General features: G+C 74.5%; 22 protein-coding genes. 12 read left to right on the forward strand and 10 right to left on the reverse strand.

Translation table 11 applies throughout. From position 1 onward, the window contains the following. The first annotated feature begins 120 nt into the window (after positions 1–120). Complete coding sequence (locus ACFY0X_RS21730; protein WP_387756797.1) at positions 121–1950, forward strand: AMP-dependent synthetase/ligase; 1830 nt, start codon at positions 121–123, stop codon at positions 1948–1950. A gap of 279 nt (positions 1951–2229) precedes the next feature. Further along, on the forward strand, positions 2230–3378 hold the full coding sequence (locus ACFY0X_RS21735; protein ID WP_387756830.1) for a polysaccharide deacetylase family protein: 1149 nt from the start codon (positions 2230–2232) through the stop codon (positions 3376–3378). 153 nt (positions 3379–3531) lie between these two features. Here the strand turns inward: ACFY0X_RS21735 and ACFY0X_RS21740 are convergent, their stop codons facing one another. Next, the gene (locus tag ACFY0X_RS21740; protein ID WP_387756798.1) at positions 3532–3924 is read right to left on the reverse strand and encodes a hypothetical protein; all 393 of its coding nucleotides are present in this window, start codon (positions 3922–3924) and stop codon (positions 3532–3534) included. A 359-nt stretch (positions 3925–4283) separates the two neighbouring features. On the opposite strand from ACFY0X_RS21740, the gene ACFY0X_RS21745 reads away from it, so the two are divergent. Beyond that, the gene (locus ACFY0X_RS21745) at positions 4284–5249 is read left to right on the forward strand and encodes a nitroreductase/quinone reductase family protein (RefSeq protein ID WP_387756799.1); all 966 of its coding nucleotides are present in this window, start codon (positions 4284–4286) and stop codon (positions 5247–5249) included. A 124-nt stretch (positions 5250–5373) separates the two neighbouring features. On the opposite strand, the gene ACFY0X_RS21750 is transcribed toward ACFY0X_RS21745, so the two are convergent. The 3 genes from ACFY0X_RS21750 to ACFY0X_RS21760 all read right to left on the reverse strand — a co-directional run bounded on the left by ACFY0X_RS21750 (position 5374) and on the right by ACFY0X_RS21760 (position 8844). Next, on the reverse strand, positions 5374–6168 hold the full coding sequence (locus ACFY0X_RS21750) for an SGNH/GDSL hydrolase family protein (RefSeq protein WP_387756831.1): 795 nt from the start codon (positions 6166–6168) through the stop codon (positions 5374–5376). A gap of 480 nt (positions 6169–6648) precedes the next feature. Then, on the reverse strand, positions 6649–7317 hold the full coding sequence (locus ACFY0X_RS21755; RefSeq protein WP_387756800.1) for a hypothetical protein: 669 nt from the start codon (positions 7315–7317) through the stop codon (positions 6649–6651). Positions 7318–7626: 309 nt separating this feature from the next. Further along, positions 7627–8844, reverse strand: a complete 1218-nt coding sequence (locus tag ACFY0X_RS21760) for a hypothetical protein (RefSeq protein WP_387756801.1) — start codon at positions 8842–8844, stop codon at positions 7627–7629. A 256-nt stretch (positions 8845–9100) separates the two neighbouring features. Here ACFY0X_RS21760 and ACFY0X_RS21765 point away from each other — a divergent pair, with 256 nt between their 5' ends. Further along, positions 9101–10270 carry an exonuclease SbcCD subunit D gene (locus ACFY0X_RS21765; RefSeq protein WP_387756802.1) on the forward strand — a complete coding sequence of 390 codons (1170 nt, stop codon included), beginning with the start codon at positions 9101–9103 and terminating at the stop codon, positions 10268–10270. After that, positions 10267–13305 (forward strand): AAA family ATPase, encoded by a 3039-nt coding sequence (locus tag ACFY0X_RS21770; RefSeq protein ID WP_387756803.1) that lies wholly within the window; start codon positions 10267–10269, stop codon positions 13303–13305. Before ACFY0X_RS21765 ends, ACFY0X_RS21770 begins: the two co-directional genes overlap by 4 nt. Before the next feature lie 90 nt (positions 13306–13395). Here the strand turns inward: ACFY0X_RS21770 and ACFY0X_RS21775 are convergent, their stop codons facing one another. After that, positions 13396–13614, reverse strand: a complete 219-nt coding sequence (locus tag ACFY0X_RS21775) for a hypothetical protein (RefSeq protein ID WP_387756804.1) — start codon at positions 13612–13614, stop codon at positions 13396–13398. 248 nt (positions 13615–13862) lie between these two features. On the opposite strand from ACFY0X_RS21775, the gene ACFY0X_RS21780 reads away from it, so the two are divergent. Then, a complete protein-coding gene (locus ACFY0X_RS21780; RefSeq protein ID WP_387756805.1) occupies positions 13863–14417 on the forward strand; it encodes a DUF1990 family protein in 555 nt (184 codons plus the stop codon). Between the two features lie 45 nt (positions 14418–14462). Here the strand turns inward: ACFY0X_RS21780 and ACFY0X_RS21785 are convergent, their stop codons facing one another. Together ACFY0X_RS21785 and ACFY0X_RS21790 are read right to left on the reverse strand one after the other, a co-directional pair. Next, the gene (locus tag ACFY0X_RS21785) at positions 14463–14924 is read right to left on the reverse strand and encodes a YjbQ family protein (RefSeq protein ID WP_387756806.1); all 462 of its coding nucleotides are present in this window, start codon (positions 14922–14924) and stop codon (positions 14463–14465) included. A 279-nt stretch (positions 14925–15203) separates the two neighbouring features. After that, positions 15204–15470, reverse strand: a complete 267-nt coding sequence (locus tag ACFY0X_RS21790; protein WP_387756807.1) for a hypothetical protein — start codon at positions 15468–15470, stop codon at positions 15204–15206. Between the two features lie 859 nt (positions 15471–16329). On the opposite strand from ACFY0X_RS21790, the gene ACFY0X_RS21795 reads away from it, so the two are divergent. Further along, complete coding sequence (locus ACFY0X_RS21795; protein WP_387756808.1) at positions 16330–18531, forward strand: CDP-glycerol glycerophosphotransferase family protein; 2202 nt, start codon at positions 16330–16332, stop codon at positions 18529–18531. Positions 18532–18614: 83 nt separating this feature from the next. On the opposite strand, the gene ACFY0X_RS21800 is transcribed toward ACFY0X_RS21795, so the two are convergent. Then, the gene (locus tag ACFY0X_RS21800) at positions 18615–18827 is read right to left on the reverse strand and encodes an EF-hand domain-containing protein (protein ID WP_387756809.1); all 213 of its coding nucleotides are present in this window, start codon (positions 18825–18827) and stop codon (positions 18615–18617) included. Between the two features lie 176 nt (positions 18828–19003). Here ACFY0X_RS21800 and ACFY0X_RS21805 point away from each other — a divergent pair, with 176 nt between their 5' ends. Next, complete coding sequence (locus tag ACFY0X_RS21805) at positions 19004–19672, forward strand: lysophospholipid acyltransferase family protein (protein ID WP_316524860.1); 669 nt, start codon at positions 19004–19006, stop codon at positions 19670–19672. A gap of 111 nt (positions 19673–19783) precedes the next feature. Here ACFY0X_RS21805 and ACFY0X_RS21810 read toward each other — a convergent pair whose 3' ends face one another. Further along, a complete protein-coding gene (locus tag ACFY0X_RS21810; RefSeq protein ID WP_387756810.1) occupies positions 19784–21622 on the reverse strand; it encodes an ABC transporter ATP-binding protein in 1839 nt (612 codons plus the stop codon). A gap of 202 nt (positions 21623–21824) precedes the next feature. Further along, positions 21825–22598, reverse strand: coding sequence for an SDR family NAD(P)-dependent oxidoreductase (locus ACFY0X_RS21815; protein ID WP_387756811.1), 774 nt, complete (start codon positions 22596–22598; stop codon positions 21825–21827). Between the two features lie 155 nt (positions 22599–22753). On the opposite strand from ACFY0X_RS21815, the gene ACFY0X_RS21820 reads away from it, so the two are divergent. From ACFY0X_RS21820 to ACFY0X_RS21835, 4 genes are all read left to right on the forward strand, one after another. Then, entirely contained in the window at positions 22754–22957 is a 204-nt protein-coding gene (locus ACFY0X_RS21820; protein WP_359821891.1) for a hypothetical protein, read from the forward strand. Positions 22958–23022: 65 nt separating this feature from the next. After that, a complete protein-coding gene (locus ACFY0X_RS21825) occupies positions 23023–23730 on the forward strand; it encodes a hypothetical protein (RefSeq protein ID WP_387756812.1) in 708 nt (235 codons plus the stop codon). Further along, a complete protein-coding gene (locus ACFY0X_RS21830; RefSeq protein WP_387756813.1) occupies positions 23727–24662 on the forward strand; it encodes a DUF6895 family protein in 936 nt (311 codons plus the stop codon). The genes ACFY0X_RS21825 and ACFY0X_RS21830 overlap by 4 nt, the downstream gene beginning before the upstream one ends. 77 nt (positions 24663–24739) lie before the next feature. Continuing rightward, the gene (locus ACFY0X_RS21835; RefSeq protein WP_387756814.1) at positions 24740–25873 is read left to right on the forward strand and encodes a serine hydrolase domain-containing protein; all 1134 of its coding nucleotides are present in this window, start codon (positions 24740–24742) and stop codon (positions 25871–25873) included. The last annotated feature ends 90 nt before the right edge of the window (positions 25874–25963 follow it).

A 25963-nucleotide genomic window follows, 5' to 3' on the forward strand; every position in this document is an offset into this window, starting at 1 on the left:
ACACCACCGGAGGGGACACGTGCCGATCTCGTCGCGTCACCGCCACAACCCTGGGAAGTGACTGGGCGATCCGATAGTTTCGGCCCACCCCGTACTACCGGCACCGAACTGGGGAGGACCGTGCGCGAGTTCACCACCCCCGCCCCGGCCGCACCCGAGGCCACCGGAGGACTCGCCGACTCCCTCTACGACACCGCCGAGCGCACCCCCGACCTGGTCCAGCTCTCCTGGCGGGCCGAGGACGGCCGGTGGCAGGACGTCACCGCCCGGGAGTTCCGGAACCAGGTGCTCGCCCTGGCCAAGGGCCTGCTCACCCACGGCGTGCGCTACGGCGACCGGGTCGCCCTGATGTCCCGCACCCGCTACGAGTGGACGCTGTTCGACTACGCACTCTGGTCGATCGGCGCGATCACCGTCCCGGTCTACCCCACCGCCGCCCCCGAGCAGGTGCGCTGGATCCTCGCCGAGACCCAGGCGGTGGCCTGCCTGGTCGAGGACGAGGACGCCGCGATGACGGTCGGCGCGGTCTGCGACGCACTGCCCGACCTCACCGGCATCTGGCAGCTGGACCGGGACTGCGTCGCCACGATCACCGAGGACGGACTCGGCGTGCCGGACTCCCTGGTGCACCGCCAGCGCCTCGGCGTCGCCGCCGGGAACATCGCCACCGTCGTCTACACCTCCGGCACCACCGGCCGCCCCAAGGGCTGCCTGCTCACCCACGCCAACCTGGCCGCCGAGGCCGACGCCCTGCTCGCCGGCTGGGGGGACGCCCTGCGCGAGACCGGCGGCGGCCGCCCCGCCACCCTGCTGTTCCTGCCGCTCGCGCACGTCTACGGGCGGGCCGTGCAGATCGCGGCGCTCCGCGGCGGCTTCCGGATCGGGCACATCCCGGAGGTCTCCACCGACGCGCTGCTGCCCGCGCTGGAGACCTTCCGCCCGACCTTCCTGCACGCCGTCCCGTACGTCTTCGAGAAGATCTTCCAGCAGGCCCGGCGGGCCGCCGAGGACGCCGGGCGCGGCGAACTCTTCGAACAGGCCCGACAGGTGGCCGTCGACTGGGCCGCCGCCCGGGAGCAGAAGGCCTTCGGACGCGGTCCCGGCCCGGGCGCGGCCCTGCGGCTGCGCCACCTCGCGTACGAGCGGACCGTCTACCCCAGGCTGCGGGCGGTGCTCGGCGGCCGGGTGCGCAGCGTGATGTGCGGCGGCTCCACGCTCCGGCGCGAACTGGGCCTGTTCTTCACCGGCGCCGGCCTCCAGCTGTACGAGGGCTACGGGCTGACCGAGACCACCGCCGCGATCACCGCCAACCCGGTCGGCCGGCAGAAGCTCGGCACGGTCGGGCAGCCGGTTCCGGGCGCCTCGGTGGCGATCGCCGACGACGGCGAGGTGTGGGTGCGCGGCGGCTCCGTCTTCGGCGGCTACCTCAACCATCCGCGCTGCACCGCCGAGTCCCTGGTCGACGGCTGGTTCGCGACCGGCGACCTGGGCCGGCTGGACGAGGACGGCTACCTCAGCATCACCGGCCGCAAGAAGGACCTGATCGTCACCAGCAGCGGCAAGAACCTGGTCCCGTCGGCCCTGGAGGAGCGGGTCGAGGCGCACCCTCTCGTCTCCCAGTGCCTGGTGGTGGGCGACGACCGCCCGTACGTGGCCGCGCTGATCACGCTCGACCCGGCGGCGCTGGCGCACTGGCTGAAGACCCGCGGGCGGGCGCAGCAGGCGGACCCGTGGACGGTGCTCGCGGACGACGAGCTGCACGTGGAGATCCAGCGTGCGGTGGCGGCCGCGAACACGGCGGTCTCCCGGGCCGAGTCGATCCGCGCGTTCCGGTTGCTGCCAAGGGAGTTCAGCCAGGAGCAGGGGCTGCTGACCCCCTCGCTCAAGCTGCGGCGGGCGGCGATCGCGGAGCACTACGCGAGGGACATCGAAGAGCTGTACCTGTCCTGAACCAGGCCTGTCGGGTGCGTCCCTGACGTACCGTCTTGTCCCTTGTGCGGCACGAGCGGTGGCATCGCCTGCGCCGGGCGGGCGGCCGCGCGAGGCGGCGGGGTTCATCCGCCGTTCCCTTGACGGCCTCATTGGTCTAGTCCATTGTTGCGACGATCCGGAACGATCCGGAGTTCCGCGACCCGGGGTTCAGCGCCCCGGTTCCACTGTTCCACGGTCCGATTCCGCTCACGCTCTCCCCACGGGCGTGCCCCCACCTGCTGGAGTCCTCACGTGTCGATGTCCACGCGCCTGTCCACGCGCCTGTCCGTACTGGCCGCCTCGGTCGTGCTGCTCACCGGCCTCGCCGCACCGGCGGCCTCCGCCGACGGCGCCCCGAGTGCCCCGACCGCGCCGACCGCGCCGACCATCAACCTCGCCACCAACCCCGGCTTCGAGGTGCCCTCCCCCGACCTCGCCGACTGGGGCAGCGTCCCCGGCTGGAGCTGCACCGGCGGCCCTGCCGAAGCCGCCGTCACCGCCGCCGCCCCGCACACCGGCGCCTCCGCCCTCACCGTCACCCCGGCGAGCGCCGAGTCCACCGGCGAGTGCGCCCAGACCGTCGCGGTCCAGCCCAACACCACCTACACGGCCTCCGCCTGGGTCCGCGGCGACTTCGTCCACCTCGGCGCGACCGGCACCGGCAGGGACGTCGCCCCGGCCTGGACGGAGACCACCGGCGGCGGCTGGCAGCGGCTGAGCACCCGGTTCACCACCGGCCCGACCGCGCGCAGCGTCCGGCTGTACGTGCACGGCTGGTACCAGCAGGGCCCGTTCTCCGTGGACGACGTCCGGGTGGACGGCCCCGCACCCGCCCCGGCCGTCGCCGCGGGCTCCGTCCCCACCGACGACAGGGTCGTCTTCTTCACCGTGGACGACGGCTGGCAGCGCACCCCCGAGGCGGAACGGTTCATCGCCGACCACCGGCTGCCCATCACCGCCTTCCCGCTGCCGATGCCGGCTGCCTCCGACCCGGCCTACTTCAAGCGGGTCACCGCCGTGCCCGGCTCCTCGGTCCAGGACCACAGCGTCTCCCACGCCGACCTCACCAAGCTCCCGCTGGAACGGCAGCAGGTCGAGATCTGCGACGCCCGCGACTCCATGACCCGCCTCTTCGGCACCACGCCGGCCTTCTTCCGCCCGCCGTACTTCGCCTGGAACGCCGACACCCTGCAGGCCGCCGCGAACTGCGGCATCCGCACCGTGCTCACCGCCGACGCGGACTTCAGCTGGGGCGCCGGCGACATCTGGCACCCGGGCCTGCTGCAGCCGGGCGACGTCGTGCTGATGCACTGGACCGACACCCTCGCCGCCGACCTGCAACGCGCCCTGGCCGCCGCCGACGCCGCCGGCCTCAAGCCGGCCGGCCTGGTCGACTACCTGCGCTGACGGACGCCGTCCGGACCGACGCGCCGCCGCTCCCGCTCCCGTCGGAGGAGGCGGCGGCGCGTCGGTCCGGGGTGGGCTGCTTCAGCGGCTCGGTTCGCCGGCCGCTCAGCCGCTCAACCACCCAGTCACCCAGCCGATCAGCCGCTCAGCCGCTCAGCCGCCGAAGACGTCCCCCATCCAACCGATCAGAAGCGCCTCGAAGTCCTCGGCGGAGACGATGCCCCGGGCCGGGATCACACCACCCGGCTCCCGCCCCTCCCCTGCGGCCGCTCCGTCCTCCCAGTCGGCGGCCAGGAACCTCACATCCGCCCAGCCGCCGCGGAAGAGCACCACGTCCAGTTCACCGCCGGTCAGCGGGTCGGCCAGCCGCAGGCCGACGGATTCCGGATCGACGACCCGGGCGCGGTCCGTCTCCAGCGGCCGCGGCCACGGGGCCGGCCGGTCGCGCCAGGTGAGCGGACCGACCGTCAGCCGGGCGGCACGCCACCTCGGGGCCCGGGCAGCGATCCGCGCGGCGGCGTCGTCGAGGTCCACCACACGGTCCACGGCGGTTCGGCTCCCTTCGAGCGGTGATCGTGCTCGTTGACAGCGCGTCCACGGCCTGGCTCTAATGGTGGCGTGCAGCGCGGCGTCGGCCAAAGAGTAGTGGGCCGGCCGACAGCCGAGCGGGCACCCTTCCGAAGGGACGATGCGCGATGAGCACTCTCTCCGCTTCCCTGATCTGACGCCAGGCGGTCACCGCGGTGCCCGCGTGCGCGAATCGCGTTTCCACGTCCTGCGTCCGCGCCGGACGTCGCCGGACGCGCGACCGGCCGTACCGCCGGTTCCAGCACCGGCATCCGCACTGGCACCGACACCGCGTGTGACCGCGCCCCCATTCCTCTCTGGAGATCCATCACACACGCATGCCCATGTCCTTCAATCTGAACGTCATCGAGGAGTTCCGCGCCAACGGCGGACGGGTCGGCGGCCCGTTCGAGGGCGGCGACCTGCTGTTGCTCACCACCACCGGGGCCCGCTCCGGGCGGCCGCACACCGTGCCGCTCGGGTACGTCCGGGCGGAGGGGCTGCTCCTGGTCGTGGCCTCCGCCGCCGGGGCGCCGGAGCACCCCCAGTGGTACCGCAACCTCCTCGCCCACCCGGTGGTCCGGGTCGAACTCGGCACCGAGGCCTTCGAGACCGTCGCCGTACCCGCCGAAGGCGCCCGCCGGGAGCGGCTGTTCGCCGCCGTCGTCCGGAAGGCTCCGGGCTACGGCGACTACCAGGCGCACACCGACCGGGAGCTGCCGGTCGTCGTCCTGGAACGGCTCGAACCACCCGCCGACGGACCGGCCCCGGTGGTGCGCAGCCTCGCCGACAAGCTGCTGGAGGCGCACACCTGGCTGCGCGCGCAGCTGCGCCACGTACGGGAGGAGGCGCACTCCCACGCCCCGGGCCGACCGGCCACGTTCGGGATGCAGCTGCGCCAGCACTGCCTGGCCTTCTGCGACGGGCTGACGCACCACCACACCGGCGAGGACACCGCGATCTTCCCCGCCCTGGCCCGCAGCAACCCGGAGCTGGCCGACGTCCTGGCGCGGCTCGACGAGCAGCACCGGGCCATCGGGCGGATCAAGGAGGAGCTGGTCGCCCTGCTGGCCGGGATCGCGGTCACCGAGCCGGAGCGGCTGCGCGCCGAGCTGGACCGGATGTCCGCCGAGTTGGAGGCGCACCTCGACTTCGAGGAGGCGGAACTCCTGCCGGTCCTCGCCGACATCCCCTTCCCGCCGAGCGGGCCGCCGCCGGGCGGGCCCGCGCCGGGCGGATCGGCGCCGGGCGGGCCCGCGCCGGGCGGATCGGCGCCGGGCGGATCGGCGCCCTCCGACGGCTGAAACGGCGTTGCCGCCGTCCCCTCCCCGAGGCGCGGGAGGGGACGGCGGCACCGTCGGGACCTGCGACGAGGCCGTCCTCGTGGCCGTCCTCGTGGCTGTCCTCGTGGCCGTCCTTCGGCAGTCCTTACAGCGCCGAGAACACCGGCAGGTAGCCGCCGGAGTGGCCGGCGGCCTTCGGGTGGTAGCTCTCGTCGACCGGCAGGGTGGTGCTGTTCAGCCAGGTGGTCAGCGAGCCGCAGATCTCGTGCTCGTTGAAGATGCTGCGGACGTCACCGAAGGCGAAGCCTGCGTTGGCGGCCCGCTTGGCGAGGACGCCGTCCAGGGTGTCGGCCGCGCCGTTGATGGCGGCGCGCTTGGTGTCGCCGATGCCGAAGATGCAGCTGCCGCCGACCTTGTAGATGTGCGGGTAGCCCATCACCACGACGTGGGCGTTCGGGGACTTGGCCTTGATCGCCGAGTACACCTTGTCCAGCTGGCCGGGCAGGGTGGTGGTGGCGTAGTTCTTGGCCGTGTTGACGGCGTTGATGCAGTCGGCGTCCGAGCCGAGGACACAGGTCTGCATGGTGTCGGCGAAGCCGGCGTCGTTGCCGCCGACCGAGATGCTGACCCGCGTGGTGCCGGCGTCCAGGGCGGAGATCTGGCTGTTCAGGACGTCGCCGGTCCTGGCGCCCGAACAGGCGACGAACTTGAAGGAGGACGGCGCGTGCGCGTTCTTCCAGAGGTACGGGTACGCGTTGGTGCTGCGCTTGCAGCTGCCGCTGTCGCTCAGGTAGCCGCCGGCACCGACACCGGAGGAGTACGAGTCGCCGAGGGCCACGTAGTTGACACCGGCGGCGTTCGCGGACGAGGCGGCGAAGAGCGTCGTCATGGTGAGGCCTGCCGCTATGGCGGCGATGGACAGGGCGCGGGCACGGCGGATCATCACAGCTCCAGTGGGGTGGCGTGGTGAGGGTCACAGAAGTGATACCAGGCGGTAGCCGAACCCGGAAGCGGTCATGCCAAGGATGTTGACGGGCAGTCTGACAGCCCGGAGGTGAACTGCCGTCGACGATCCGTGATTTCGCGCTGGTCAGAGCGGGTGCGCCGTGACGCGCGTAGCGCAGCGCGCGTAGACCGGCAACTTGCGGAAGTTCCGTGCGGGACAAGCGGGGTAGTTGCCGCCCACTCGTTGCCGGGCCGGTCCCCAAGGAGGCGTCAGCGGGCACAGGGAGGCTGGTGAACACCTCGGTGCGCGCCCAAAGGCGACCCCGAAAGGGTGTCACCGGCACGGCTGGAATTCACCGGGTCGGCCGATCTCGCCCCTGCGACCGAAGGTGAACGCACGTCAGGTCGACAGGCCGGGAGCGCACGTCAGGACGGCGTGTCGGGAGGTCGCGCAGAAGTACGGCGACGCGCGCGGTCAGCCCTGCACGCCGGAGTGGCCACTACCGGGGTGGGCGCCGAGGTGCACGCCAGCCGGGTACACGGCCCCCGGGGAGACCGTGCAGCCCTCGACCGGCAACTCCTCGATCGCCTCGTTCGCGGCCGCGGGCACGCCGAGCCGGCGGGCGGCGGTGGCGACCGCCGCCCGGGCCTGGCGCAGCCCGGGCGCGCCCCAGCCGAGCAGTTCGACGGCGAGGCCCGGTGCGACCAGCAGCCGCCGGTAGTGCCGGCCCGAGGCCGGGTCCGCCGCGCTCGGACCGACGGCCCGCAGCGTCGCCGCCATCCGGACCCGGGCGCACTCGTGCCCGCCGTTCGCCGAGCCGACCCGGTCGTAGAGGTAGCCGAGGTAGTACGGCCGGCCGATCAGGGCCTGCGCCTCCTCGGCCGCCTCCCGCGCCAGGGCGGCTCCCGGGTCCCCGCCGTCCTCCGGCTCCAGTGAGCCCCCGGGCAGCGAGCAGATCCCGTCCCTGGGGTTCACCAGCGTCAGCACCCGGCCGTCCGGCGCGAACAGCCACCCCCAGGACTGCTTGACCGGCAGCCCCTCCGGCACCTGCTCCCCCGGCCGCCACGGCCAGCCCGCCGTGGGGCGCCGCCGCACCTTCCCGAGGAGTTCGGCGACCTCCGCGCTGTACTCGATCGGGCTCATGCTCGCGCCCCGCGGCGCTCGGCGGGGACGCTCGCCCGCGCGCACCCCCTGGCACCGAGCTCGCTCCGCTCGCTCATCCGTCCCCCTCTCGCAGTCGGGCTTCGCCGGACCGGCGGTGCACGAGGAGGACCTGCATGGCGCGGTACGGAGCGGAGCGGCCGGAACGGCGGCGTGGGGCACCGCGCGCTCCTGCTGTTGATCTTCTCCGAATCTTCCCCGAACAGGCGGTCGATGAACAGTCCCCAGCGCCGCATGGTGGATGCGGAGGCGGTGAACGTGATGGATGCGGGGCGGCGGTGAGCCCTCTGGTCACCCCAGCGGCCCACCCCCTTCCCCGAGGCCCCGGAAGACGGGCAGCGGGAACCCGGGCCGAGGATCCACCCCGGGCGGGAAGGGCAGCCCGCGCGCGGCGTCGTCGGCCAGCTCGTCGAACACCTCGTGCGCGGTCATCGGCCGCAGCCGCCCACCGGTCAGCGCCCAGCCGAGCACCGGCGGCCGGGGCCGGGCCTGCGCGGCCCGGCCGTCCGCCCGTCCACCCTGGTCGTCGGTCGGTCCACCTTGGTCGTCGGCGCGTACGTCCTGGCCGTCAGCCCGTGCGCGCAGGCCGTCGGCGCGTACGCCCAGCGACGGATCGCCGTGCAGCAGCAGGGCCCCCTCCCCGCCCAGGGCGACGCCCGCCGCGAGCGTGACGCAGAACGCTTCGGCGTCCCGCCCGGCCGGGTCCAGCCGGCCGTCCTCCACGCAGACGTCCACCGCCGAGGTGAGCTCCTCGCCGTCCTCGGGGCCGTGGCAGCGCAGCGTCAGCAGGTGGCACCCCTCCCCCGCGCCCTCGGCCAGCGCCAGGTAGACCGACGTCACGTACCGCATCACGGCCGACATCCGGAGCTCACCGGCCGGATCGTCGCCGACGGCGTCGAGCAGGACCGCACAGGCCACGGACATCCGCACCCGCGCCCGGTGGTCGTCCAGCAGCACCGGGATCAGTTCGGCCAACCGCTCCCCCGCGTAGACGAAGGGCTCCCCGGCCAGCTCCGGATCACCCGCGTAGGCGACCCTGGCGGCGGGCATCCGGGGATCGAGGCCGAGCGCCTCGCAGTAGTCCTCGAAGTCGCCCGCCTCCAGGACCCGCAGGTGCACCTCCAGCCCCTGCCGGTGCAGGGCCGTGAGCTGTTCCTCCGCCTGTCGCAGGTAGGCCTGGTACCCGAGCCCGCCGAACAGTCCGTACCGCGCCAGCCCGGCGAAGTCCCCGGCCTCGGCGGCCAGGGCCACCGCCACCGGCTGGGGCGGCGGCGCGCCCCGGACCCACCCGCCGCGCACGGCCGCCCGCGCACCGCCTCCTCCCGCGGGCGCCCCCGGCGGCCGCCCTCCCCCGGGCGGCACCGCCCCGCCGGGCCCGCCGGCCGACGCCCCGCCGACACCGCCCCCGGGCCTGCGCCCGGCCAGCACCAGCACCCGCCGACGCCCCCGCGCCGGCCGGCCCGCCCCGACACCCCGCACCTCGCGCACCGACTTCCGCACAGCAGTCATGACTCCTCCTTCTCGCCCGTCCGACACCGGTCCGCGCCGGCCACCCCGGCCGGGAGCGGCCGACGCCGAGGAACATACACAGAGCCACTGACAATCGACCCCGAGTAATCGAACAAGCTCAGCGCCGGGCGCCGCAGCCACCGTCACCGGCCGCACCGCCACGCCCAGGGGCTCCCGGGGCTGCCGGCGTCCCGGGGGCATGCGCTTCCACAGGGCCGGGCGGGATTGTCAGTGCAGCGGGTTAGGGTCGGGGACCATGCGACTGCTGCATACCTCCGACTGGCATCTCGGGCGCTCGTTCCACCGGGAGAGCCTGCACGACGCCCAGCGCGCCTTCCTGGACCACCTGGTGGAGGTGGTCCGGTCCGAGGGCGTGGACGCCGTGCTGGTCGCGGGGGACGTGTACGACCGGGCGCTGCCCGGCCTGGAAGCGGTCGCGCTGTTCGACGACGTGCTGCACCGGCTGGCGGCGCTCGGGGTGCCGACGGTCTTCATCAGCGGCAACCACGACTCGGCCTGCCGCCTCGGGGTCGGGGCCGGGCTGATCGGGCGGGCCGGCATCCACCTGCGGACCGACCCGGGCGAGTGCGCCGAGCCCGTCCTGCTGGCGGACGAGCACGGCCCGGTGGCGGTGTACGGGCTGCCCTACCTGGAGCCGACGCTGGTGCGCGAGCGGTTCGGGCTGGCGAGGGGCGGGCACGCGGCGGTGCTCGGGGCGGCGATGGACCTGGTCCGGGCGGACCTCGCGGCACGCCCGGCCGGCACCCGGGCGGTGGTGCTGGCGCACGCCTTCGTCACCGGCGGCGCGCCGAGCGACAGCGAGCGGGACATCGCGGTCGGCGGCGTCGCCTCCGTGCCCGCGTCCGTCTTCGACGGGGTGCACTACGCCGCGCTCGGCCACCTGCACGGCTGCCAGACGCTCGCCCCGCACCTGCGCTACAGCGGCTCCCCGCTCGCCTACTCCTTCTCCGAGGTGCACCAGCGCAAGACCATGTGGCTGGTCGACCTGGCCGCCGACGGCTCGGTGACGGCCGAGCGCGTCCCCTGCCCGGAGCCGCGCCGGCTGGCGACGCTGCGCGACACCCTCGACGCGCTGCTCACCGACGAGAAGTACGCTGAGCACGAGCAGTCCTGGGTGCAGGCCACGCTCACCGACGCGGCCCGGCCGAGCGAACCGATGGAGCGGCTGCGCCGCCGCTTCCCGCACACCCTCCAGCTGCTGTTCGACCCCGAGCGGAGCGACACCGAGCCCTCGCAGTCGTACGCGGCGCGGGTCAGCGGCCGCGGGGACCTGGAGATCGCGGAGGGCTTCCTGCGGCACGTCCGCCCCGGTGCCGAGCCGGAGCCCGACGAGCTCGGCTGGCTGGGCGAGGGCTTCGAGCGCGTCCGGGTGGCCACCGACCGGAAGGCGGACCTGCCCCGATGAGGCTGCACCGGCTCACCGTCACCGCCTTCGGCCCGTTCGCGGGCAGCGAGACGGTGGACTTCGACGCGCTCGCCGCCGGCGGGCTCTTCCTGCTGCGCGGCGCGACGGGCGCGGGCAAGACCAGCGTGCTGGACGCCGTCTGCTTCGCCCTGTACGGGGAGACGCCGGGCGCCCGCCGGGCCAACCGGCTGCGCAGCGACCACGCCGACCCCAAGCGGCTGACCTCGGTCGAGCTGGAGCTGACCCTCGGCGGGCGGCGGCTGCGGATCACCCGGCTGCCGGAGCAGCGCCGGCCGAAGAAGGTCGGCACCGGCACCACCGTCGAACGGGCGCAGACCCTGCTGCGCGAGTGGGTCGCCGACACGGGCGACGGCACGCCCGGCTGGCGGGGGATCAGCAAGTCGCACCAGGAGGCCGGGGAGGAGATCCACCGGCTGATCGGCATGAACCGGGAGCAGTTCTGCCAGGTGGTGCTGCTGCCGCAGGGCGACTTCGCCCGGTTCCTCAAGGCCGACTCGGAGGAGCGCGGCAAGCTGCTGCGGCGGCTGTTCGACACCGAGCGGTTCCAGCACGTGGAAGCCTGGCTGGCCGAGCAGCGGCGCGGCCAGGAGGCCGCCGTCCAGGCCGGTCGGCGCCGGCTGCGGGACCTCACCAGCAAGGCCGAGCAGGCGGCCGGTCCGGGCGCCGAGCCCGCCGCGGGCTGGGTGCCCGCCGAGGACGACGACGCCGCGCTGATCTCCGGGGTGCTCGGCTGGGCGGCGGTCCTGCGCAGCGGCGCGGCCGAGCAGCTCGCCGTCGCCGAGGCCGCACTCGCGGGCGCCGAGGCGGCCCAGCGTGCCGCCCAGGAGCACCGCGAGGCCGCCGAGGAGCTGGCCGGTCGCCAGCGCCGCCACCGGGAGGCCGTGGACCGGGCCGAGCGGCTGGCCGGTTTCGAACCCGCCGCGGCCGCGGACCGGCGGCGGCTGGCCGCCGCCCAGGAGGCCGTCGGGGTGGAGTCGGCGCTGCGGCTGCGGCGGAGCGCGGCCGAGGCGCTCGGGCGCGCGCAGCAGGCGGAGCGCCGGCACCGCGAGGCGCTGGCCGGCTCCGGTGGCGAGGGCCGGGAGCTCGCCGGGGCCGGCCCCGCGGGGCTGGCCGAGGCCGAACTGCGGCTGCGGGCCGAGGTGGTCCGGCTGGAGGCGGCCCGGGCCGAGGAGCGGCGCTGCGCCGAACTCGCCCACGAGCAGCGCTCCCTGGTGCAGGACCGGCGCGCAGCCGAGGAGCTGGCCGAGGAGGCCGAGGACTGGCTGGCCGAGTTCGAGGGCGAGCTGGGCCGGCTGGAGCAACGGCACGCCGAGGCCCGGTCGGCGACCACCCTGGTCGAGCAACTGGACGGGCAGCGCGCCGAGTTGACCGCCCGCCTGGGTGCGGCCCGGGAGCGCGACGGCCTGCGCGCCGAGATCGCCGAGGCCGAGCCGCGGGTGGCTGCGCTGCGCACCGCCGCACTGGACGCCCGCGAGCACAGTCTGGACCTGCGGGACCGCCGGCTGAGCGGCATGGCCGCCGAACTGGCCGAGCAGCTGCGCGCGGGCGAGGCCTGCCGGGTCTGCGGCTCGCCCGAGCACCCGGCGCCCGCCGAGGCCGCGCCCGGCAGCCGGGTCGGCGCCGAGGACGAGGAGCGGGCGCGCCGGGCGCAGGCCGCCGCCGAGCAGGTGTGGTCGGCGGCCGACCAGGCGCTCACCGCGCTGCGGGTGCGCGAGGCCGCCGTCGCCGGTGCGGCCGGGCCGGACGGGGCGGAGGCGCTCGCACAGGCGCTGGCCGGGCTGGAACGCGACCACCGCGAGGCACGGCACGCGGCGGAGTCGCTCGGCCCGGTCGAGCAGGAGATCGCCCGGCTGTCGCAGGACCGCGCCCGCCGGGTCGACGAGCTGCGGGAGGCCAAGGAGCGCGCCGCCGTCCTCTCCGACCGGCTGCTGGCGCTCGGCACCGAGCAGCGGGCGCTGACCGCCCGGGTGGCGGCCGCCCGGGGCGAGGCGGCTTCCGTCGCCGACCGGGCCGCAGCCCTGACCCGCCTCACCGAGACGGTCGCCGCCGCGGCCACCGCCGCCCGGGCCCATGCGGAGGCGGCGGCCCGGCTCGCCGACGCCGAGGACGAACTGGGCAAGGCCGCCGCCTCGGCGGGCTTCCCGGACGCCGACGCGGCGCTGGCGGTGCTGCTGCCGCGCGAGGAGCGCGAACGGCTGGAGGCCCGGCTGGAGCGGCACCGCGCGGAGACCGCCGCGGTCCGCCGCGAGCTGGCGCTGCCGGAGCTGGCCGAGGCCGCGGGCCGTCCGCCGGTGGACCTGCCCGCCGTCGCCGCCGAGCTCGGCGCCGCCACCGCCCGGCTCGGCCGGGCGCACGCCGCCCACGCGGCGGCCCGCGAGCGCTGCGGGGCACTGGCCGCGATCGGGCGGCAGCTGACCGGGCTCGCCGGCGAACTGGCCCCGGCACTGGACCGGTACGGGCGGATCAACCGGCTCGCCGCGCTCGCGGCCGGCACCTCGGCCGAGAACCGGCTGCGGATGCGCCTGGAGTCGTACGTCCTGGCGGCCCGGCTGGAGCAGGTCGCGGCGGCGGCCAGCGACCGGCTGGTCCGGATGTCCGGCGGGCGCTACACCCTGGTGCACAGCGACGACCGGGGCACCGGTACCAAGCGCTCCGGGCTGGCCCTGCGGGTGGTGGACGCCTGGACGGGCACCGAGCGGGACACCGCGACCCTCTCCGGTGGCGAGAGCTTCTTCGCCTCGCTCTCGCTCGCCCTCGGCCTGGCCGACGTGGTCACCGACGAGGCGGGCGGCATGCCGTTGGACACCCTCTTCATCGACGAGGGCTTCGGCACCCTCGACGAGCACGCCCTGGAGGAGGTCATGGACGTCCTGGACGGCCTGCGCGAGCGGGACCGCGCGGTCGGCATCGTCAGCCACGTCGCCGACCTGCGCAGCCGTATCCCCGCCCAGCTGCTGGTTCGCAAGGGGCGGCGCGGCTCGACCCTCGCGCTGGCGGGGCGGGAGGACGCGTAGGACCACCCACCGGCTTGCGGCGCGGCTCGGCGGGGTGGGCCGGGCGGCCCCGGGCGGTTCGAGCCGGGTCGGCCCGGGTCAGCCCCCGGATCAGCCCGAGCAGGCGATCCGCTGCGCCTGCTGCCAGGCGCACACCGGGCAGAGCGTGCTGCCCGGCTGGTCGGCGGGCAGTTCGGTCGGCTCTCCGCACAGCACGCAGTCGGCGCGTGGCCCGGTCGCCTCCGAGTCGTGCCGCAGCGCCGCCTCCGCTCCGCGGTCGGGCGCGAGTTCGCAGACGTCCGCTTCCTGGTTCGTACCGGTGTCGCTCATGCCGCCTTCCTACTCCGCGCCCCCGCCCTGGTGCAACAGGCCCGGGCCCGGCCTCGGCGGACCCCGGGCGGCGCCGGCTCCGGTGAGCGAACAACGGACAGGTTTCAGCGAACAGAGGACGGCAAACAGATTTCAGAAGACGTTCGCTGAAATCCGTCAGCTGAAATCTGTTCGCCGACACCCGCCCCCACCCCCGACCGTCCGCCCCGCCGCCGACCCCGCCCCACCCGGCGGTTACCGTGGCCGACATGCCCACCGACCTGCACCGACGCCTGCTCGCCGCCCGCGCCACCACCCCGTCGTACCCCGAGGTGGGTGCCACCCGGGGTGGCGGCGGGCGGCTGCCGGACGGCTACGCCCACCTGCGGCGGCGGGTCCACCTGGGGCACGGGCCGGAGGTGCTGGAGCGGGCCGGACGGTACGTGCTCGGCTGGGGCAGCCAGGTCGGCACGGGATTCGCGGTCCACCCGGGCGGCCCGGCCCGGGCGGGAGAGACGGTGCTGCTGCGGCTGGCCCTGCCGGGGAGCCGCTGGCCGCGGCTGGTGATCCCCTGCCGGGTGGTGTGGACGGTGGACGAGCCGCACCGGATCGGGTTCGGGTACGGCACCCTCCCCGGGCACCCGGAGTGCGGCGAGGAGGCGTTCCTGGTGTCCATGGACGCCGACGGCGAGGTGTGGTTCGAGGTCACCGCGTTCTCCCGGCTGTCCGCCTGGTACGCCAGGCTGGGCCGCCCGGTGGCGCTGCTCTGCCAGCACCTGGCGATCGAGCGCTACCTCGCCGCGGTGGCCGCGCACGTCCGCTGAGCCCGCCGCGACGGCCGAGTCCGCCGCTCCGGCCGAGCCCCGCCGTCAGCCGAGGAAGGACAGCCGGACGGTCCGGCGCGGGTTGTCCCCGTTGGTGTCGACCAGCACCACCGACTGCCAGATGCCGAGCGCCAGTTGGCCGCCGATCACCGGCAGGGTGGCGTGCGGGGCGACCAGGCCGGGCACCACGTGGTCCCGGCCGTGGCCCGGGCTGCCGTGCCGGTGGCGCCAGCGGTCGTCGGCCGGCAGCAGGTCGCGCAGGGTGGCGAGGAAGTCGTCGTCGCTGCCGGAGCCGGTCTCCAGCACCGCGATCCCCGCGGTGGCGTGCGGGACGAAGACGTTGAGCAGGCCGTCGCGCCCGGCGGCCCGTTCGTCGAGGAACGCGGCGCAGCGGTCGGTGATGTCGAGCGCGACCTCACGGCTGCCGGTGGTGATCTCGAAGGTGCTGCTCTGGAAGAGGGAGGTCGGGAACGTGCCGGTCTGGGGGGAATGGTTGTTGTCCGCCATGGCGCCATCCTGTCCCAGGTCAGCGGGCCGGGCGTACTCCCTCACCGAGTCGCCGTGCCGAAGGGGCGAACTCGCGTAGGGTGCAAGGTTCAGACCACCCGCCCCGTGCACCACACAGCACCCGGCACACACGGCCCGGCACCACCCACCCCCGGCGCCCGGAGCGCCTTCCGGCACCGCCCCGACACACCGAAGACCCGGCGGACCGGATGGTCCACCGGGTCGGTTCCCGACCGGGGCGGCGGGGAGGGACCCGTGCCGCACCGGCCGGACCAGCCGCTAGCCGCGCCCGCCGAAGAGACTCCGCCGCAGCCGACGCAGCGGCGTCAGCAGCGAGATCCTGGTGTGGCGACGACGGGTCGTCGGGGCCTCGGCGCCGCGCGGCGTGAGTTCCCTTATCAACCCGAGCGCCTCGGCGGTGTCCACCGCCGGGAGTGCGGGCGCGCCGAGCACGGCCAGGTGTCGTTCGATCCGGCGGCCGGTCGTGCCGACACCGCACTGGACCGCCGGCACGCGGGGCCGAGTCCGCACTTGCATGTGTTCCATCAGTTTTCCCACCCCTACGAGGCGCCAGGGCCGTGAGGCGAAGACTATCCGTGACGGACGGCCTTCGCGCAACCGTCCTCGGTGTTGTGCCACCGTACCGTGCGGCGTCAACTGACGAAGCACCAGGGGCCGCTCGGCCGGTCACGACTAGGCATCAATGATGGTGCACGACCAGCCGTCCGTCACCAGGGCGGGCAGGCGCGGGCGCGGCAGCCGTACGCACGGCACGCGCCCGGCGCACGGCGGCACCCCGACGGCGCCACGGCCCGCGGCCCACGGCCCGCGACCCGCCCGGCACGCCACCCACGGCCCGGCCGCACCCCACCGTCGCGGCCCCCGTCGCCATATAGGGGACAACCGCCACATCGACAAAGCGATCATCGGGGCGTCCGCCGAGCACGCCCCACCCGCACGAAGGGCGCCGCCGAGGCCGCAACCGGTCGACTTCAGGAAGTGAACACATTCGAGGGATTGACTCCCGCCGATCCTCCAAGCAATATCTGATGCACGCGCCGGTGCCCGCACCGCACTCAAGCGCGTGTTCGAGTGATGAAGAACTCCGGCTCCAGCGAGCCACTGCCAGGCCGCCTCGACGCTGCGGCGGCCAGGCTCGCGCGGTGCCCGGACCGGCGGTCGGCCGTAGAGGGTCGGCCGGACCGCCACCTGACTGCCGGTGCCGCCCCGCGAGGGGCCCGGCACCGGCGGTTCCGGGTCCGCCCCGGACATCCACCCGGCCACCTACCGGAAGCCCCCGGGACGCCCACCGGACACCCCGCCCGAACGCCCCCGCCAGGCCCGAGCAGCCCCGCCCCGGACGTCCGCGCAGGTCGCACCCGGTGGATCGGTACACTCGGCCAGCGTGTCCCTCCTCCTCAGCATCGTGCTCCCGGTCCACGGCGTGGAGCGGTACCTCCCGCGCTGCCTCGACTCGATCCTCGGCGACACCCCCGCCGAGGAGACCCGCTTCGAGGTGATCGCGGTCGACGACCTCTCCCCCGACGGCTCCGGCGCGATCCTGGACGCCTACGCGGCCCGCGACAGCCGGCTGCGGGTGACGCACCTCACCGAGAACCAGGGCCTCGGCGGCGCCCGCACCGCCGCCCTGCCGGACGCCCGCGGCGAGTACGTCTGGTTCGTGGACAGCGACGACTGGGTGCCCGAGGGGACGGTCGGCGCGCTGCTGGACGAGCTGGCCCGCGAACGCCGCCGGGAGACCCCCGCCGACGTGCTGATCACCGACTTCACCCACGTCTACCCGGACGGCGGGACGGAGCCCAACCCCTGGCGCCACGTGCTGACCGGCTCCCCACTGGTCGAGGGCTGCACGCTGGCCGAGCACCCGGCGCTCTTCCAGACCGTGATGTCGGTCTGGAACAAGCTGTTCCGCCGCGCCTTCCTGGACGGCCTCGGGGTCTCCTTCGGCCGCGGCTACTACGAGGACATCTCGGTCACCTACCCGGCGCTGCTGGCCGCCGAGCGGCTGCGCTACCTCGACCGCCCCTGCTACTTCTACCGGCGCGGCCGGGACGGCGCGATCACCGCCACCGCCTCCCCCAAGCACGTCGACGTGTTCGCCCAGTACGACGCGATCTTCGCCTTCCTGGACCGCCCGGACCGCCCCGGCCGGCCCGTCCCGGAGACGTTGCGCACCCTGGTCTTCGACCGGACGGTCCGCCAGGCGCTGAACGTCTACGACACCCCCGGGCTGGTCCCCACCGACCGGCGCAAGGACTTCTTCCAGCGGATCGCCCGGCACTTCGACCGCCACCGCGCGGCCGGCTACCGCTTCCCCGGCGGAGTGCGCGGCGTGCAGTACCGGCTGGCCGCCCGGGGCGCCCGGATCGCGTACGCCGAGCTGCGCCGCACCGGTCGGCTGCCGCGCGAACTCAGGCGCGGGGCGAGGGCGGTGGCGCCGGCGGTGAAGAAGGGGATGCGCAGCGGCGCCCGGTTCACCGCGTACAACGCGTTCCGCCGGCTGCCGCTGGACGAGAACCTCGCGGTCTACGCCGCGTACTGGCACCGGGGTTACGCGTGCAGCCCGGCGGCCATCTACGAGAAGGCGAAGGAGCTCGCCCCGCGGATCCGGGGCGTGTGGGTGGTCGAGAACCGCACCCAGGCCGCCACGCTGCCGCCGGGGGTGCCGTACGTGATCGTCAACACCCCCGCCTACCTCAAGGCGATGGCGACCGCCAAGTACTTCGTCAACAACGTCAACTTCCCCCGCACGATGACGAAGCGGCCGGGCACGGTGCACGTCCAGACCCAGCACGGCACCCCGCTCAAGGCGATGGGCATGGACCTGCGCGACCACCCGGCGGCGGCCGAGGGGATGGACTTCGAGCAGCTCCAGGAGGCCGTCGACCGCTGGGACTTCCTGGTCTCCCCCAACCCGCACACCAGCGGGCACTTCGCCCGCGCCTTCCCCGGCCGGTACGAGATGCTGGAGACCGGCTACCCGCGCAACGACCGGCTGGCGAACGCCACTTCGGACGAGGTCCGGGCGATGCGCGAGCGGCTCGGGCTGCGGCCGGACACCCGGGCGGTGCTGTACGCGCCGACCCACCGCGGCAGCAAGGGCGGCTACGTGCCACTGCTGGACGTCGAGGCGCTGGCCCGGCGGCTGGGCCCGGACTTCACGCTGCTGGTGCGCACCCACTACTTCCACGCCGACGGCCCGGGCGACCTGTCGGGCGCCGGTGCGGAGTCGGCGCGGATCGTGGACGTCTCGGCGCACCCCACCGTCGAGGACCTCTACCTCGCGGCGGACGCGCTGGTGACGGACTACTCGTCGATGATGTTCGACTACGCGGTGCTGGACCGGCCGGTGGTGGTCTTCGCCCCGGACTGGGAGGAGTACCAGCGGGAACGCGGCGTCTACTTCGACCTGTTCGCGGAGCCGCCGGGCGCGGTCACGGTGGACGCGGACGGGCTGGCGCGGGCGCTGCTGGCGGGCGATCCGGAGCCGGCGGCGCGGGAGCGGTTCCGGGCGAAGTTCTGCGTCTGGGACGACGGCGGGGCCGCGGAGCGGGTGGTGCGCCGGGTGTTCCCGGTGGAGAGGTAGCCGCCCCCGGTACGGGAGCAGCGGCGGGGCCTCCGGACGGGGCCGGTGCCGTCGGTACGGCGACCGGCCCCGTCAGCGCGAGCTCAGCGCTGGCGGGCGGCCAGGAACTCCTCGAAGGTCAGGACGCCGTCGTGGTCGGTGTCCATGCTGTGGATCAGCGCCTCGGCCATCGAGAGGGTGACGTCGTGGTCGCCCATCTCGTTGGCGGCAAGGGCGTACTCGGCCGCGGTGATCCTGCCGTCGCCGTCCTTGTCGAAGCGGTCGAAAAAGGCCTTGATCGCCTCGGTGGTCTCCATCGTTCCCTCCTGGGTACTGCGGGGTGTTGCTCGGTTCGGACGGCCGTACCCTACCCGGCCGTGGTGTTCGCCACGGTCGGCGGGAGTGGACGTGCGCGGGGGTGGGTGTCGTAGTCTGCGGATCTGATTGCAGGCCCGGGCTCCTCCCGGGCGGTCGTTCGTCCAGGGAGGGAATCGTGCTCGACCTCGCCACCAAGTTGGTGCTGAAACCGGTCTCGCGGGGGATCTGGCGGCCGGTCATCGAGGGAATCGAGAACGTGCCGCGCAAGGGCGGGGTGATCCTGGCCAGCAACCACCTGTCGTTCATCGACAGCGTGGTGATCCCGCTGACCGCCCCGCGCCGGGTGCACTTCCTCGCCAAGGCCGAGTACTTCACCGGCACCGGGCTCAAGGGCCGGCTCTCCAAGGGCTTCTTCGAGGCGATCGGCGCCGTGCCGGTCGAGCGCGGCACCTACCGTTCCGCGCAGGCCTCGCTGGAGTCGGCGCTGGAGATCCTGGAGGACGGCAAGGCCTTCGGCATCTACCCCGAGGGCACCCGTTCGCTGGACGGCCGGCTCTACCGGGGCAAGACGGGCGTCGCCTGGCTCGCGCTGACCGCGGGCGTTCCGGTTGTGCCGGTGGCGCTGGAAGGTCCGGAGCAGATCCTGCCGGTGGGCAAGCGCGTGCCGCGGCTGAAGAAGGTGACGGTCCGCTTCGGCGAGCCGCTGCACTTCGACGAGCTGCACGGGCAGGCCCGCTCGCTGAAGGCCCGTCGGCAGGTGACCGACGAGGTGATGGCGGCCATCCAGCGGCTCTCCGGCCAGGAGGTCGCGGAGAGCTACAACGAGGTCCCGAAGGCGGCCTGACCGGCGCCCCGCGCCGGCGTACCGTCACCGGCGCCCAGTCGGCGGCGCCCAGTCCTCGGCTCCTCGGCGCCCAGTCGGCGGTGCCCGGCGCCGGACACCGCCCGGGGTGCGTCACAGGTGCCCGAGCGCGGCCGGCTCCGGCCGGCCGGCGGCCTCCGGCGCCTCCCGGCGCAGCAGCGCCGCGTACCGCCCGTCCAGCGCCACCAGCTCCTCGTGGGTGCCGAGTTCGACCACCTCGCCGTGGTCCAGGACGGCGATCTGGTCGGCGGCGCGGACGGTGGAGAGCCGGTGCGCGATGGTGATGGTGGTGCGGCCGGCGGCCAGGGTGTCCACGGCCTGCTGGACGGCGCGCTCGGTGCGGTTGTCGAGCGCGCTGGTGGCCTCGTCGAGGATGAGCACCGGCGGGTTGCGCAGGATCGTCCGGGCGAGTGCGAGGCGCTGCTTCTCGCCGCCGGAGAAGCGGTAGCCGCGTTCGCCGACCATGGTGTCGTAGCCGTCCGGGAGGGCGGCGATGGTGTCGTGGATCTGCGCGGCCCGGGCGGCCTCGACCAGTTCGGCGTCGCTGGCGCCGGGCTTGGCGAAGCGCAGGTTCTCGGCGACCGAGGCGTGGAAGAGGTACGTCTCCTGGGAGACCACGCCGACCGCGCGGGCCAGGGTGTCGAAGGACAGCTCGCGCACGTCGACGCCGTCCAGGGTGACCCGTCCGCCGGTGACGTCGTACAGCCGCGGGACGAGGTAGCTGAGGGTGGTCTTGCCGGAGCCGGTCTCACCGACCACGGCCAGTGAGCTGCCGGCCGGGACGTCGAGGTCGACCCCGGTCAGGGTCGGGCGCTGCTGCGCGGGGTCGTAGCGGAAGTCCACGCCCTTGAAGCGGACCTCGCCGCGGATGTCGGTCAGGGTGACCGGGTGGGCCGGCTCGTCGATCTCCACCGGCAGGTCGAGGTACTCGAAGATGCGCTGGAAGAGCGCGAGCGAGGTCTGCACGTCCACGCCGGTGGAGAGCAGGCTGACGGTCGGGCGGAAGAGGCCCTGCTGGAGGGTGACGAAGGCGACCAGGGTGCCGACCGAGACGATCGGCGAACCGGCGGCGGAGGTCAGCCCGGCGGCCCAGTAGATCAGCGCGGGCATCGCGGCCATCACGATCTGGATGGTGTTCATCCGCCAGCGCCCGGCCATGCTGGCCCGCACCTCCAGGCCGGCGAGCTGGTCGGACTGCTCGGTGAACTCGCGGGCGAGCGAGCCGGAGCGGCCCATCGTGCGGCCGAGCAGGATGCCGCTGACCGAGAGCGACTCCTGGACCGCCGAGCTCATCGCGGCCAGCTGCCTCTGCCGCTCGGTGGTGATCTTCTTGCGCTCGTGGCCGACCCGGCGGCTGATCCAGACGAACAGCGGGAGCAGCAGCAGCGAGACGACGGTCAGCCGCCAGTCGAGGGCGACCATGGCGACGACGGAGGCGATCACCGCGGTCAGGTTGGAGACCAGGCTGGTCGCGGTGGACGTCACCGTGGACTGCATGCCGCCGATGTCGTTGGCGATCCGGGACTGCACCTCGCCGGTGCGGGTGCGGGTGAAGAACGCCAGCGACTGCCGCTGGAGGTGCTCGTAGACGGCGGTGCGCAGGTCGTGCATCACGCGCTGGCCGACGGTGGTGGAGATCAGCGTCTGCAGGACGTTGAAGATGCTGTTCACCACCGCGGTGAGGATCATCCCGAGGGCGAGCAGGCTGAGCAGCCCGGTGCGGCCCTGCGGGATGGCGGTGTCCAGGACGGCCCGGAGCAGGAACGGCGAGACGACCGAGACCACGGCGGAGGCGGCGACCAGCAGCCCGACGGCCGCCAGGCGGCCCCGGTACGGGCGGAAGAGCGCGAGGATGCGGCGCCACTCGGCCGGTGGGCGGGGTTCGCCCTCGGCGCGGTCGGGCGGGGTCCAGTCGATGGCGGTGGGCCTCAAGGACGGGCCTCCCTGGGTGGGACGGTCGGGTGGGCGGCCGGGCGGGGGCCAGCATAGCGAGGATAGCTCATAGTTAGACAAGCTAATAGTGAGGGTTGCCCTATTCCTCGGAGCTCCCGGTCCCAGCGCCCGCCCCGGGGCCCCGGCCGTCGCCGGAACCCGACCGCCCCCGGCCGGCCCGACCGGCCGGCCGCCCCGGCTGTCAGTCGGCCCGGTAGGTGCGCGCCGCTTTCGAGGAGAGCCCGCCGAGCTTGCCGGAGGGCAGCACCCGGGCGATGGCCACCGCGGCCTTGTAGCGCTTGCCCGGCACGGAGACGGACCGGCCGCGGGCCAGGTCGCGCATCGCCTCGTCCACCACCCGCTCCGCGGAGAGCCAGGACCAGGACGGGATGTTGCCCGTGCCCATGCCGGCCCGCTCGTGGAACTCGGTCCGGGTGAAGCCCGGGCACAGCGCCATCATCCGCACGCCCGTCCCGCCGAGGTCGCGCAGCACGCCCTGGGTGAAGCTGACCACCCAGGCCTTGCTCGCGCCGTACGTGCCGCGCGGCAGGAAGGCCGCCACCGAGGCGACGTTGACGATCGCGCCGCGGCCGCGCTCCCGCATGCCGGGCAGGGCGGCCGTGGTCAGCCGCAGGACCGCCTCGACGTGCACCTTCAGCATGTCCAGCTCGTCCTGGAGCGGAACGGTCCCGAAGGCGCCCTTGTTGCCGAAGCCGGCGTTGTTGACCAGGAGGTCAACCGGGCGGGCGGAGTCGGCGAGCCGGGCCTCCACGGCGCCGATGCCCTCCTCGGTCGCGAGGTCGGCGGTCAGCACCTCCGCCTCGATGCCGAACCTGCCGTGCAGGTCGGCGGCGGCGCGCTCCAGGCGCGCGGTGTCCCGGGCCACCAGGACGAGCTGGTAGCCGCTGCGGGCGAGCCGGCGGGCGAAAGCGGCTCCGATGCCGGCGGTCGCGCCGGTGATCAAGGCTGTGGTCATGCCCCCGACGGTACCGACTCCCCGCATCCGAGCCCACACCCAGGGCAACGTCCCAGCTCAGCGGGTTGCGGATGCAGATCCCCGAAGGGGCTCGTAACGTCGAACAGGGGCACCGTCCGACCGGGCGGTGAAATCCAGATGAGGAGGCACATCTGATGCTTACTCAGTTCAGGACCGAAACGGCTTCGACGTCACACAGCGCGACGCTGGAAGCCGAGACACTCGCGAGCCTGATGGTGGAGGACGAGGCCGTCGTGTCCGACGCGCCCACGTACCTGCCCGAGGCCGCCGGCGCGGTGCTGCTCGCCGCCCTGCTGCTCCTCTCGCCGAAGGGCCCGAAGGAGAAGCCGACCCGGTAGGCCGTCTTCTCCCCTTTCGGGCCTCGTGCCCGTGACCAACCCTCCTGAAGGGGGACCCGATCGCCATGCCAACCGCCGAGACCCCTCTCCGTGACGAGTACGCCGCGGCGGTCGAGCGGGTGGCGGACCGGACCCTCGCCGTCCTCCGGGACGGCGAGGGCACGGCCGCACTCGCGGACCCCGACACCCTCGTGCCCCGCCCGTTGCTGGCCGCGGTACGGGTGCTCGGCGCGGACGTGTTCGCACCGCAGCTGCTCACCGGCGCGGAGCCCGACGGCACCACCGCCGCCCTGCTGGCCGAGGCGCGAGTCGCCTTCCCCGCCCCGACCCCCGCCTCTGCGGAGGCCGCCCTGGTGATCGGGTGGCAGGACTGGGCGGCCGGCCGACTGCTCGCCCGCACACCGTACGGCGCGGCCGTGCGAGCGCCCGCGCCGCTGTCCGGGCCGCAGGACGTGGGCTGGCAGACGTGGTCGAAGCGGATGGCCCAGCTGTCCTCGCTGGCCCTGCCGACACTGGACGGCCCGATGCACGACGCCGCCCGCGCGCACACCCTGGACCTCGCCCGCGGCACCGTCCGCTGCATGCTCCGGCGCGACCCCACCACCGCCGTCCGACTGGCCCGGTGGCTCGCCTGGGCCGAGGCGGAGGGCCGACCGCTCCGGCTGGAGATCGAGCCCGTGCTGGACCGGATCCGGCTGGCCGGCGACGGCACCTCCCGTTCCACCCTCGAACTCACCATCGCCCAGAGCCTGTTGAACGGGGCCCGGAGATGACCGACACCGCGGTGCTCGCCACCGCCCAACAGCTCGGCTCCCGGTCACTGGCCTGGCTGCACGCCGGCTACCAGCGCGGCTACAGCCGGCTGGAGGAGAGCACCATCGTCGACCTGGCCGACCCGGAGGACGTCTACAAGCCGCTCTGCGAGGCCGCCCTGGCCTCCTCCCTGGTCCTGCGCGACGGCGTGGCCGGCCCCCACGACGCCCGTCTCGCCCAGGAGCTCCTCGAAGCCGCCTGGGCCCAGCTGGGCGAGGGCGACCTGCTGCTCGAACGGCAGCTGCGGCACGTCACCCTGGTCGACCCGCTGGAGACGTACGGCCACTTCGCCCGCTCCGGGTACCGCCACGCCGCCATGGAGGAACTGCTCACCTCGATCGGCCGGCTCCGGGCCGTGCACGCCGTCGAGATCCAGGGCAGCCGCCACCTCGCGCTCGCCAACGCCCGGCGGATCGCCGGCCTCGAACCCCAGCCGGACTGGCCCAGGCTGGCCCGGAACACCTGGCTCGGCGCCCTCCCCGAGCCGTGGACCATCGCCTGGGTGATCGCCTACCAGGTCACCCACACCGTCTTCCACCTCACCGACTGGGGTGCCCGGCCCGAGTGCCTGCCCGAGCCGATGCGCGACTACCTGCGCGACTGGCTGCCGGTCTGGCTCGACATCTGGCTGGAGATCGAGCAGTGGGACCTCGCCGGTGAACTGCTCATCGTGGACTCCTGCATCGGGGAGCCGGTGACCGGACGCGCCGGCTGGGAGGCGCTGGCCGCGGCCCAGCAGGCGGACGGGATGATCCGGTGCGAGGGCTCCGCGCCCGACAACGACGACCCGGAGGAGGACTTCCGCCAGCACTGCCACACCGCCGTGGTCGGGGTCGTGGCCTCCACCGTCACCCTCTCCCGGGCGCTCGGCGGCACACCGGTGGCCCTTTGAGCCGGCCGGACGTGAACGGACGTGATGCGGCGAGCGGGCCGGACGTGAACGGGCCCGACTCCGAAGGCGGGCCGGACGTGAACGGGCCTGACGCCGACGGCGGGCCGGACGAGAGCGGGTGTGACGCCGGCGACTTGGACGCCGCCGTCGCGGCGGTGGTGCGGGCCGCCCGGCCGTACGCCACCGCCGTGACGGTCGCCCTGGTGCGCGGCGACCAGGCTGACGTGCGCTGCTTCGGGCGGACCGGACGGGCCCCGGCCGCTCCGCCCTGCACCCCCGGCACCGTCTTCGAACTCGGTTCCGTCAGCAAGACCTTCACCGCGCTGCTGCTCGCCGAGATGGCCGCGCGCGGCGATCTCTCCCTGGACGATCCGGTCGAGCACCGGCTCCCGCGCTGCTGGCGCGCGGCGAAGGTCCGGTCGGCGGAACCCATCCGACTGCTGCACCTGGCCACCCACACCTCGGGCCTGCCCGGGCTCCCCCCGGGACTGCTCGCGAAGGCCGTCCCGGCCTGGTTCAGCAATCCGTACGAGACGTACGGCGACGAGCAGTTGAGGGACGGCCTGGCCCGAACGACCGTACGGACAAAGCCGGGTAGCCGGTACGGTTACTCCAACTACGGGGTCGGCCTGCTCGGCCGGGTGCTCGCCGAGACGGGCGGGATGCCGTACGGGGACCTGCTCGCCGAACGGGTCTGCCGCCCCCTGGGACTGCGCTCCACGACCTGCGACCCGGACCCGCCGGGCCGGGCCGTCGGGTACCGGCGCGGACGGGCGCTCCCGCCCTGGCGCATCCCCGGGCTGCCGGGCGCCGGCGCCGTCCGGGCCGACGGGGCCGACCTGCTGCGCTACCTCCGGGCGCACCTGGACGGCGGCCCGCCGGCGGGCGCGGGTGACGGAGCGCCGGCGGACGCGGGCGGCGGGCTGAACGGCGGGCTGGGTGCCGCGCTGCGGGACGTCCAGCGGCTGCGCCTGCGGCTGCCTCACTCGGCCGACCGGATCGGCCTGGTGTGGATGCACCGCCGCTCGGGCGACCGGGACCTCTACTTCCACAGCGGCGGCACCCGGGGGTTCACGGCCTTCGTGGGTTTCTCGCCGGCGGGTTCGGCGGCCGTCGCGGCGGTGGCCAACACCGCTCCGGCGCTGGACGGCCGGTTCGTCCAGGCCGGCTACGAGGCGCTGCGGGTGGCCGGCGGGGCCGGGGCCCGCTAGGCCGTGTCTCATAATTGATCTTGTGGTGGGTCGAGGAGAGATAACGGATGCCGCGTGGGCTCGGATAGAGCCGTTGTTGCCGCAGCGGGA

It is taken from the genome of Kitasatospora sp. NPDC001547 (assembly GCF_042894165.1).
Lineage (GTDB): Bacteria > Actinomycetota > Actinomycetes > Streptomycetales > Streptomycetaceae > Kitasatospora.

Bases quoted from the DNA above. Each gene is read 5' to 3' on its own strand.
- ACFY0X_RS21775 (WP_387756804.1), bottom strand. From the start codon at position 13,614: ATGAGCGACACCGGTACGAACCAGGAAGCGGACGTCTGCGAACTCGCG.
- ACFY0X_RS21820 (WP_359821891.1), top strand. From the start codon at position 22,754: ATGCTTACTCAGTTCAGGACCGAAACGGCTTCGACGTCACACAGCGCG.
- ACFY0X_RS21755 (WP_387756800.1), bottom strand. From the start codon at position 7,317: ATGAGCCCGATCGAGTACAGCGCGGAGGTCGCCGAACTCCTCGGGAAG.
- ACFY0X_RS21735 (WP_387756830.1), top strand. From the start codon at position 2,230: ATGTCCACGCGCCTGTCCACGCGCCTGTCCGTACTGGCCGCCTCGGTC.
- ACFY0X_RS21790 (WP_387756807.1), bottom strand. From the start codon at position 15,470: ATGGAACACATGCAAGTGCGGACTCGGCCCCGCGTGCCGGCGGTCCAG.
- ACFY0X_RS21760 (WP_387756801.1), bottom strand. From the start codon at position 8,844: ATGACTGCTGTGCGGAAGTCGGTGCGCGAGGTGCGGGGTGTCGGGGCG.
- ACFY0X_RS21815 (WP_387756811.1), bottom strand. From the start codon at position 22,598: ATGACCACAGCCTTGATCACCGGCGCGACCGCCGGCATCGGAGCCGCT.
- ACFY0X_RS21780 (WP_387756805.1), top strand. From the start codon at position 13,863: ATGCCCACCGACCTGCACCGACGCCTGCTCGCCGCCCGCGCCACCACC.
- ACFY0X_RS21785 (WP_387756806.1), bottom strand. From the start codon at position 14,924: ATGGCGGACAACAACCATTCCCCCCAGACCGGCACGTTCCCGACCTCC.
- ACFY0X_RS21800 (WP_387756809.1), bottom strand. From the start codon at position 18,827: ATGGAGACCACCGAGGCGATCAAGGCCTTTTTCGACCGCTTCGACAAG.
- ACFY0X_RS21765 (WP_387756802.1), top strand. From the start codon at position 9,101: ATGCGACTGCTGCATACCTCCGACTGGCATCTCGGGCGCTCGTTCCAC.
- ACFY0X_RS21745 (WP_387756799.1), top strand. From the start codon at position 4,284: ATGCCCATGTCCTTCAATCTGAACGTCATCGAGGAGTTCCGCGCCAAC.
- ACFY0X_RS21825 (WP_387756812.1), top strand. From the start codon at position 23,023: ATGCCAACCGCCGAGACCCCTCTCCGTGACGAGTACGCCGCGGCGGTC.
- ACFY0X_RS21770 (WP_387756803.1), top strand. From the start codon at position 10,267: ATGAGGCTGCACCGGCTCACCGTCACCGCCTTCGGCCCGTTCGCGGGC.
- ACFY0X_RS21830 (WP_387756813.1), top strand. From the start codon at position 23,727: ATGACCGACACCGCGGTGCTCGCCACCGCCCAACAGCTCGGCTCCCGG.